The sequence below is a fragment of the Egibacteraceae bacterium genome, from assembly GCA_040905805.1.
GTDB lineage: Bacteria > Actinomycetota > Nitriliruptoria > Euzebyales > Egibacteraceae > DATLGH01.
On sequence record JBBDQS010000037.1, the window covers coordinates 1 to 8741 of the forward strand.

Annotated in this window: 12 protein-coding genes; 9 read left to right on the top strand and 3 right to left on the bottom strand. The window is 68.7% G+C overall.

Going from position 1 to position 8741, the window contains the following annotated elements; genetic code table 11:
- Positions 1 to 222: 222 nt before the first annotated feature.
- A complete protein-coding gene (locus WD250_04985; protein MEX2619555.1) occupies positions 223 to 399 on the bottom strand; it encodes a hypothetical protein in 177 nt (58 codons plus the stop codon).
- A gap of 331 nt (positions 400 to 730) precedes the next feature.
- On the opposite strand from WD250_04985, the gene WD250_04990 reads away from it, so the two are divergent.
- The 4 genes from WD250_04990 to WD250_05005 all read left to right on the top strand — a co-directional run bounded on the left by WD250_04990 (position 731) and on the right by WD250_05005 (position 2425).
- Positions 731 to 976, top strand: a complete 246-nt coding sequence (locus WD250_04990; protein MEX2619556.1) for a CopG family transcriptional regulator — start codon at positions 731 to 733, stop codon at positions 974 to 976.
- Positions 973 to 1350 (top strand): type II toxin-antitoxin system VapC family toxin, encoded by a 378-nt coding sequence (locus WD250_04995; protein ID MEX2619557.1) that lies wholly within the window; start codon positions 973 to 975, stop codon positions 1348 to 1350. Before WD250_04990 ends, WD250_04995 begins: the two co-directional genes overlap by 4 nt.
- A gap of 426 nt (positions 1351 to 1776) precedes the next feature.
- Positions 1777 to 2133 (top strand): hypothetical protein, encoded by a 357-nt coding sequence (locus WD250_05000; protein ID MEX2619558.1) that lies wholly within the window; start codon positions 1777 to 1779, stop codon positions 2131 to 2133.
- A 10-nt stretch (positions 2134 to 2143) separates the two neighbouring features.
- On the top strand, positions 2144 to 2425 hold the full coding sequence (locus WD250_05005) for a pirin-like C-terminal cupin domain-containing protein (protein ID MEX2619559.1): 282 nt from the start codon (positions 2144 to 2146) through the stop codon (positions 2423 to 2425).
- A 156-nt stretch (positions 2426 to 2581) separates the two neighbouring features.
- Here WD250_05005 and WD250_05010 read toward each other — a convergent pair whose 3' ends face one another.
- Positions 2582 to 3106: a nuclease-related domain-containing protein gene (locus WD250_05010; GenBank protein ID MEX2619560.1), complete on the bottom strand. Its 525-nt coding sequence runs from the start codon at positions 3104 to 3106 to the stop codon at positions 2582 to 2584.
- Positions 3107 to 3246: 140 nt separating this feature from the next.
- Between WD250_05010 and WD250_05015 the strand changes: the two genes are divergently transcribed.
- Entirely contained in the window at positions 3247 to 4116 is an 870-nt protein-coding gene (locus tag WD250_05015; GenBank protein MEX2619561.1) for an HNH endonuclease, read from the top strand.
- 88 nt (positions 4117 to 4204) lie between these two features.
- Here the strand turns inward: WD250_05015 and WD250_05020 are convergent, their stop codons facing one another.
- On the bottom strand, positions 4205 to 4360 hold the full coding sequence (locus tag WD250_05020; GenBank protein ID MEX2619562.1) for a hypothetical protein: 156 nt from the start codon (positions 4358 to 4360) through the stop codon (positions 4205 to 4207).
- A gap of 919 nt (positions 4361 to 5279) precedes the next feature.
- Here WD250_05020 and WD250_05025 point away from each other — a divergent pair.
- From WD250_05025 to WD250_05040, 4 genes are all read left to right on the top strand, one after another.
- Complete coding sequence (locus WD250_05025; protein MEX2619563.1) at positions 5280 to 5723, top strand: hypothetical protein; 444 nt, start codon at positions 5280 to 5282, stop codon at positions 5721 to 5723.
- Positions 5724 to 5770: 47 nt separating this feature from the next.
- Positions 5771 to 6022: a hypothetical protein gene (locus WD250_05030; protein ID MEX2619564.1), complete on the top strand. Its 252-nt coding sequence runs from the start codon at positions 5771 to 5773 to the stop codon at positions 6020 to 6022.
- Entirely contained in the window at positions 6019 to 6414 is a 396-nt protein-coding gene (locus WD250_05035) for a PIN domain-containing protein (GenBank protein MEX2619565.1), read from the top strand. Before WD250_05030 ends, WD250_05035 begins: the two co-directional genes overlap by 4 nt.
- Positions 6415 to 6958: 544 nt before the next feature.
- Entirely contained in the window at positions 6959 to 7093 is a 135-nt protein-coding gene (locus WD250_05040) for a hypothetical protein (protein MEX2619566.1), read from the top strand.
- Positions 7094 to 8741 lie beyond the last annotated feature (1648 nt).

Sequence of the window (8741 nt, forward strand, 5' to 3'; positions counted from 1 at the left end):
CTGTGGGGACCCCTGCGCTCTGCAGCACAGACCGAAGGTCCTCAGGGCCCCGCGAGGTCAGTGCCTGCCACGTCGGTCGTCACCTCACCTCGAGCTCGCCGTGCTCAAGGAGCGTACCGACGCCGCCACCACGCAGCATCCCAGTGCTCGGCGCCGTTAGGGCCATGACGTGGCCCCGACCCTCCGGGCTCACAGGCCGAGCACGGCATGGTCTAGGCCGGTCTAGGCCCAAGTAGCGAAGCGGTAGACCTCGTAGTACGCCCCCACCTCCTGCTCGGCCTGACACACCACGGCGGCGCCGGCGAGGTGGAGCGACACGCGCAGGTCGGGGGCGAGCAGCCGCCCACGGGAGCAGCGCAGCGTCGCGGTGGCGGGCGTGTCGAGCGGTTGCAAAACCACTTCGACCTGACCGTCGGCGGACACGGCTCGGCGCACCCTGTCACCGCCTGCAGGAGTTCCTCGTCGCCGGCGAGTTCGGGAGCGGTCGGCCGCAGCGTGGCGGCTAGCTGCTCGAGGTTGAGCGCCGGGTCGAAGAGGGCGTCGTCGAAGCAGGCGATCACGGCCAGGTGTGCCTCGCGGCGATCGCCCGCGTACAACGCGAACAGGGTGCGGCTGAGCGCCAGCCACCGCTGCTCTCGGTGGTCTGCTGTCCGCCGCCGCGCATCTGCGCGTCGGGGTGTGCATGACCCTTCGGGCTATGGTGTATAGTGATGTTGTGCAGCGTACACAGGTGTATATCAGCGACGAGGAGCTCGCCCTGCTCGACCGCGCCGCCGAGCGCACCGGGGCCTCCCGCTCGGAGTTGATACGCCGGGCGATCCGTGAGCGCTACGGCACCCGCGACTGGGCAACCCGTCGCGCGGCCTTGCAAGCCAGCGCGGGCTCATGGGCAGGCCAGCCGCTCACCGGCGAGGACTACGTCGATGCGCTACGCGGCGATTTGCGCGACCGCCTCGATCGACTCGGCTGGTCGTGAGGGTCCTCGACACGAGCGTCGCGGTCGACCACCTGCGCGGGCACCAGCCGGCGACGCAGCTGTTGGACGCGCTGCTCGACAGCCAGGTAACCCTCGTGACGTCCGAGGTGGTGCGCTTCGAGTTGTTGGCGGGTGCCCGCCCGGCCAACGAGCAGGCTCTGGAAACGTTCCTGGAGGTGCTCGACTGGGTACCGGTCACCGAGGCGGTCGCCCGTCGGGCTGTGGCGTTCGCCCGCGGTTTCAGGGGAAGCCACAGCGGCATCGACACGGCCGACTACCTCGTCGCCGCCACCGCCACGGTCCTCGATGCCCCCCTGCTGACCACCAACGTGCGCCACTTCCCGATGTTCGACGGCCTCGCACGCCCCTACTGATCCGCGGCTGCTGGTCCGACGGAAGCCCGGCTACGCCTCACAGGCGGCCCAGCAAGGACCGGCTGCAGGGGTTCCTCGACGGCGTCTACGACGACTTCGTCGACCGCGTCGCGCAGGGCCGCGACCTGACCCGCGAGCGGGTTCACGAGCTCGCCCGCGGGCGGGTGTGGACGGGAGCGGACGGGAGCGGACGCCGCCGAGCGCGGCCTGGTCGACGACCTCGGCGGGTACCCGCAGCCCTGGCGCGGCCGGCGCGGGGCTGCGGCTTGCCGGGCTGGGCGAGGACGGCGCGGCCCGGATGCCCGAGTGGGCGACGCGCCTGGGCTGACCCCAAAGTGCGCGCGCCGGAAGGCGCATTGCGCGGGCGCCGCGCGGGGATGGTGCACAGAAGACCCGCCGTTGTTGCCGTTCTTCGGAGCTGTCACCATGGACCACGCCGTCGAGACCACCGCTCGTGACGCTGTCCTCGTCGAGGACCCCGGGCACCGCAACATCATGGGGATGCCGGTGCTGGAGCCGGTCCCCACGCCCACGGTGCCCTACGAGCTGACCGACCCGTTCATCCTCGTGCACGAGGGTCGGTTCCGCCCCTCGGACATGGTCGGCAAGGACACCAGGCATCCGCACCGGGGCTTCGACAACCTCTGGTACGCGGTGCGGGGCGCGGTCAGCACCGGCCACACGACGGGGCCGGGCGGCCGAGCCGACCGCGATGGTGCTCGACCGCGACCAGATCCCGGTGCGGCAAGAGGGCGACGTGACCGTTCGGGTGCTGGTTGGTGAAGGCTCACCCGTGCAGCTGGGCACCCCCGGTCTGGTCCTCGACGTCGAGCTGCCCGACGGCGGGGAGGTGACGATCCCGCTGCCCGCGGAGTTCCAGGCGTTCGCCTACCTGCTCGACGGGGAGGCGGCGTTCGGGGCGAACACCCGCCAGGCCGGCCCCCCACAGCTGGTCGTGCTCGGCCCCGGTGAGGAGCTGGCCGTCACCGATGCGGAGCCGGGCACCCGGTTCCTGGTCATGGCCGGCGAGCCGTACCGGGAGACGCCAGTGTTCAACGGTCCCTTCGTGGACTAGCAGCCTGTCGCTGGCCTGGCGCGCCGGCGGGGACGGTCGCAGCACCGCTGCCGCACTGGGCAGGCACACTCATAGACAAGGTGTGACGTGCTCACCCTATGAGTAAGCGCCTGCAGATCCTCATCGATGACGAGGAGCTCGCTGCGGCTGATCGAACTACGTCAGGCCGAGCACGGGTCGGATGAACGGTCTGCGGACCCCGCGCCGCCTGGCGTCGTAGGCGTTGACGTAGCCCTCGATCGCCTCACCAACCCCGACCGTGTCATGGGTCGCGTCCGCGAGCATGCCGATGCGATCGCGCCACTCGCCCGCTTGAGCACCTGCCACCACGCGCACGTCACCGATCCGCTGGTATCCGCCGGCCAGACGTGGCACGCCAGAACCCCAGAGGACCAGGACGGGGATCACCTGCTGGGTGATGCCCTTTGTGCGCAGGAACCGCTCGATGCGATCCGCCGACCGCTGCGCCTGGCCGAGCGCGTCGCACCAGAGCCCGTGGACGCCTTGATCGTCGACACGGATCTTGCGACTGGTCCACTTCGTTTCCACCGCCAGCACGTGCGCGGGACCGACCGCCAGGTGGTCGATGTCGCCGTCGTAGAACTCGACGGCGTCGATGCTCCACCAACCACCGAGTTTACGGAGCAGCCCGGCCGTCCACCGCTCCGCCTCGGCCCCCATGGTCTTGAAGTGGGAGCCGTACTGGACTTCCCCCCGTGCGCCTCACCGTGAAGGGCCGGGTTGCGTCGTGACCCTTTCCTCCGGAGCACCTGTCCGGTAGACCGGGGTGCATGGACTGGGAGGAGCGGGCACGGCTGGCGGTGTTCGACCACCTGGCAGCCCTGGTCGACCGCCACGGCGACGTGCTTCCTCGCCCAGACTTGCAGGAAGGGGTCGGCTTTGACGGCCAGCAGATCCGTCTACTCGGTCCGCAGGGCATCTTCAAGCCAAGCCAGTTCAAGTTGCCGCTGTCCATCACCACCGCGCCGCCTGTACCGGGCAAGGAGGCTCCCTACCCTGACCGCGCCGAGGGGGACCGGTTGCGCTACGCCTACCGCGGTACCGATCCTCAGCATCGGGACAACGCAGGGCTGCGCTGGGCCATGCAGAAGGGCACTCAGCTGGTGTACTTCCTCGGGGTGGTGCCGGGGCAGTACCTGGCGACCTGGCCGGTACACATCGTCGCCGACGACCCGGCGGCCCTGACGTTCACCGTCTCACTGGACGCCACGACCGCCGGCGCCGACGCCGTCATGGCGGGGGAGGACCCGGCCCGCGGCTACACGGTCCAACCGGTGCGCCAGCGACTGCACCAGCGGGTCTTCCGCGAACGCGTCCTCGCGGCCTACCACAGCGCTTGTTCGATGTGTCGGCTACGTCACGCTGAACTGCTCGACGCTGCGCACATCCTCGACGACACCGACGAGCGCAGCACGACCGCGGTATCCAACGGCATTGCGCTGTGCAAGTTGCACCACGCGGCGTTCGATCATCAGATCGTCGGCGTCCGGCCCGACCGGTTGACCGTTGAGGTCCGTGGCGACATCCTCACCGAGATAGACGGCCCCATGCTCCGCTACGGGCTGCAGGAACTCGATGGGCATTCGCTCGACGTGCCGCGCCAGCAGGTGCTGCAGCCCGACCCAGCCTTCCTCGCGGAACGCTACGCCCGTTTCCGCGCGGCCGGATGAACGGGTGCCCCGGCCATGGGGCTCGCGACCACGCAAGAGATCCGCCGGAGGGGTCCGAGGGCCGACGGCCCGTCACGGCCTGCGCAAATCAGCCGTAGGGCCGGGCCGTTTCCGCGGCGAGCACGGTGAGCTCGCGGGCAGGGCCGCGGAACACCTCGCGCTCGTGCCAGCGTCGGTATCGCTCCTGCGGTAGCGCCAGCCCGGCCTGCGCCGGGTGGAGTGGTGCGCCAGCGAAGCTGTGCACGATCTCGCCGGTACGGTCATTGGCGGCGCGGCGTTCATCCCCCGACCGCTTCCCGGCACCGGCATCCTATGGTCATCATGCGCGAGGAAGAGCCGATAACGCGGTTTGGGGATCGGCTTGCCCCCTGTCGCGGGCGACCGCGAGCCAGGCCTCTTTCGCGGCGAGAACCTCGGCAAGTCAAGACGACGCCCGCCCTCGATGCGCTGTCCAAGGCAGAGCGCTGCACCGTGCTCGAGCAGCCGCTCGCCGGCCATCCGGAGCTCGTCAAGGATGCCGAGGCCATGGCCGCCGATCTCCTGACCGACGTCAGACGCGCCGCGGTGGCCGACGAGACTGGGCGGCATCGCCTGAGCGGCGGGCCGGTCGCGGCCGGCCCCCTCCTTCTTTGGTCACACCGACCGCGCGGGCAGGAAACGAGAGCCGACCGGCAGTCACACCCCACCGGCATGATCAGTCCAGTCCGCCCAACAGGAGCATGGAGGGGAACAATGGTCATGTGCCGCGACTGCGATCAGGAGATGAACACGGCCGCAACCTGCACCGCTGAGGTGCTGGCGATCCGCGGCGTCCGCTACCCACGGCAGCGCTACCGAAGCGCATCGGACACGGCCTGCCACGACTGCGGTGTCGCCCCCGGTGGCGTGCACCACCACGGCTGTGACATGGAGCGCTGCCCAACCTGTGCCTGGCAGCTGATCTCGTGTGGATGCGGGGAGGACGCCGACGGGAACGAGGCAGATGTACGCGCCATCGTGGGCTAGCGACGGGTAGAAGGCTCGACCAACCTGCCGGGAGCCGCCGAACTCCAGCGTCTGGTGGTTGCCATCCTCCTGACCCGCCAATGTTCGCCGGAGTTCTCACGAACCGTGAGCCTGTGGATAGCGTGGGACGCCAAGCCATCGTGGCGTACGGTCCGGACATGTCGGAGCCCGTACATGAGCTGCCCGAGTCGGGCTCACCGGCGAGGAGTACCGCGCCCAACATGCGGCGCTGGAAGCAAGTGCTCAGCCTGCTCGACGCGTGCGACGAGCTCGACGTGACGACCGCCGCGACGGTGCTCGATCTCACCGTCGGGTGGTCAAGCGCGACGGTGCGCCTGCCCGCCCTGCAGCGCCTGGCTGCGGCCGGCGATCATGCGCAGGCCCTGCGGCGCGCCCAGCGTGACCCGGCAGCGCACGTCCGTCGGTGGGCATCCACACACCGCCGGGCTGCCCTGCTCACCGACCGCGGCGCGCCGACGGACACCGCACCCGCCGCGCAGCAAGGCGTGACCATCAGGGCGCTGGTCAACGACCTCCTTGCCGAAGCGCGACGCAACCGCGCCGGGGGGCGCTTCGCCTCGCAGGCGGCAGCTGAGGCGTAGAGGCGCCCCAACCGGTGTGGCATTTCTGTGGTGCTAGAATGGTTCTGATGGAAGGCGTGGTGGTCACCGTGGATCGGCAAGGCCGTCTCGTGCTGCCTCGCCACCTGCGGGAGGGCTTGGTCGACATCCCGGGCCGGGTCGTGGTGCGCCGCACCCCTGAAGGTCTTGTCCTGACTCCTGACCGCGATAGCGGCACGGTGCGTACCTCCGACGACGGGTTGCCGGTGCTTGAGTTCGGCCAGCCGGTCTCGAACAAGGAGGTGCTCGCGGGTATCGAGCGGGAACGCGCCTCCAGGTGATCGACACGTCTGCGATGGTTGCGGCGCTGGTGTCCAGCCACGAGCACCACGTGCTAGCGCGTCCCCACCTGACGACGAACTCGCGGGTCCCGGCGATCGTGCTGGCGGAAACGTACGCGCAGCTTCGCCGCACCTTCGCACAGCCCGCCGAAGCCGCGGCGGCCCTGCTGGCGCCCTGGGCGACCGACTCCCGGCGTGTCCTCGGCACGAGCGCGAAAGTCACCGCGAGAACGTTCTCGAGGGCGGTCGAGCTGGACCTCGCTGGCAACATCCACGACGCACTCATCGCCGCCTGCTGTGCCGACGCGGGCGTCCCACTCGCGACGCTCGACCGCCGGCAGCATGCAGTCGCGTTGGCGTTCGACGCTGCCAGCACCTACCTCCTGGCCTGACGGCTTCCATCGCCGACGTTCTGCTGCTCGCCCAGACCCCCTCCTCGACGGCCCCGAGCAGCTGCACGCCATGCGGCCGGCGACCGGTCTCGGCGCCGACCGGTTCGCCACCCGCCGGAGATCGCGCTGGGCCAGGCGGCCCTGCTCACCCACGGTCGCGGCGAGCCGGCACGCAACGCCGAGCTCGCCGATGAGATCCTGTCCGCCGACTCTGTCGACCTGCTGGGCGCCTTCGTGCAGTGGTCGGGGCTGCGGGGGCTCGAGCACAGCCTGCGTCGACGCGCCGAGCTCCGCATCCCCTTGCGGGTCATCACCAGCACCTACGTCGGCGCGACCGAACGCCGCGCCCTCGACGAGCTCGTCCGCCGCTTTCACGCCGAGGTGCGGGTCAGCTACGAGGCGCGCACGACCCGGCTGCACGTCAAGGGGTGGCTGTTCCGTCGGCGGACCGGCTTCGACACCGCCCTATCTGTGGGCAGCTCGAACCTGTCACGCTCGGCGCTGGTCAGTCAGCGGCCTGGAGTGGAACGTGCGGTTGAGTGCGATGGCCACGCGCGACCTCCTCGACAGCTTCGCGGTCACGTTCGACTCGTACTGGCCCGACCCGACCTACAAGCCCTACGACCCCGACCCCGACCCCGACCGCGACGGCGACCGGCTCGACGATGCGCTCGCCTAGGCCGGCGGTCGCCGCGCCCAGTCGGGGCGGCTGACCATCTCAGGGCTTGCGGTGCGCCCCGACGCCCACCAGAGGGAGATCCTGGAGCGCCTCGACGTCGAGCGGGCCACCCACGACCGCCACCGCAACCTCGTGGTGGCGCCACCGGCACCGGCAAAGACGGTGGTGGCTGCCCTTGATTACCAGCGGCTGCTCGCCGACTCCGGATCTCGTAGATCTTCGGGTCTACCCCCGGGTTACCGGCCGGTAGATGGGGTCTCGGCGACATATCTGTCCCTCCCACCCCATCTACCGCCGGGTAACCTGCGTGCCGGCGCTGGGTTGGCGGATGCGGAAACCGTCCGAGTTCCGCCGTACAACTGCGGCTGGGAGCGCAGCGAGTGCTCGCCTCGACGTCCGGCCGGGGGGGTGCTTGGCGCTGCGGTGGCTTTGGGTGTCGAGAGGCTCGCCCGAAACTCGGTCAGAAGAAAGGGTGGCGCGTCCTTTTGGCACGAGCGCGGTTACAAATCCCGAAGACAGCTATTATGGACTTCGGGTATGTTGCTTCTTGTAGTGACATGAAATATAGCCATGTAGGATGGGATGTGGCTGCCCGCCGGAGATTACAACAGTCGAGGGGGGCAGAGCCTGTGGTCGGTTACGTTGTTGATGCGGGCGCCTGGCTACGTGTCCTGAAGGACGAGCTCCGAACGCTGTTGCACATGCGTGTTGCCGAAGTCACGAAACGCGAACCATGCCGGAAGGGGCGCGGTACACCCACGCTCGGCGTGCTGATCGCCCGATGGCAAGGACGGCATGCGGCTGCGCCTTTGTGCCCATAAACTTCATCTGGCCGGTTAGACTAGAGGCGGTGGCCTTGCGCAGCAAAAGGGTGCCTCCCTGGTAACCGTATTTACCAAGGGTCAAATCGCGAGGACACAGTTGCCAGAAGCGCAACTATTCGGCCACCCATGCCCGGGATTCGATTCGGTGGCGGCTACATTTCCAGTACGACCCTATATCCGGGGCTCCTGCTCTCCTACGTGGGCTTGGGAAGGCATCAAGGTTCCAATGGCCGCCGCTACCAGATGGGTGGCGTCGTAAACCCTTTGAGCCGGCGAGCACGGCGACGCCGATCAGGCGGTCCAGTTTAGGGATGTCGATGCCATTCTGCAGGTCGATCTTAATATGGCCGGCGCGGGTCCAAAGCTCAATCTATGCGTTCATGTCGAGGAGCCCGCCCGCATTCTCCGAAGACCACATATTGATGGCCGAGTAGGGCAGCCTGTAGATCTCGATCTTCTTGCCCCGAGTTCCCTGTGCGTCTCGCACGATTAGTCGGTATGTAGTGAAGATGGCGTTGTCCCGGAACGTCTTGTATGCGGCGACAGCGTTCTCTCCATCGATGCACTGAACGGCCTGCTGGCTCAGGTGGCCTCACGCGCCCCGTGACGACGGTCAAACTACAACTACAACTACAACGACAACTATAGCGATCTATTATACCCCTATTCGCGCGGCGGGTCTACCGCAGCAGGCGGGGGCGCCATACCGTACCGGAGCGCCCGGTGGTCCGCCGGGCAGGAGATAGCCGCCAGCGGGCACACCCACCCGCGATTTCGAGGGAGCCACCCCACATGTGCTTCAAGAACCTCCCCGTGCAGTTCGA

Bases quoted from the DNA above. Each gene is read 5' to 3' on its own strand.
- WD250_05030 (MEX2619564.1), top strand. From the start codon at position 5,771: ATGGAAGGCGTGGTGGTCACCGTGGATCGGCAAGGCCGTCTCGTGCTG.
- WD250_05000 (MEX2619558.1), top strand. From the start codon at position 1,777: ATGGACCACGCCGTCGAGACCACCGCTCGTGACGCTGTCCTCGTCGAG.
- WD250_05025 (MEX2619563.1), top strand. From the start codon at position 5,280: ATGTCGGAGCCCGTACATGAGCTGCCCGAGTCGGGCTCACCGGCGAGG.
- WD250_05040 (MEX2619566.1), top strand. From the start codon at position 6,959: ATGGCCACGCGCGACCTCCTCGACAGCTTCGCGGTCACGTTCGACTCG.
- WD250_05010 (MEX2619560.1), bottom strand. From the start codon at position 3,106: ATGGGGGCCGAGGCGGAGCGGTGGACGGCCGGGCTGCTCCGTAAACTC.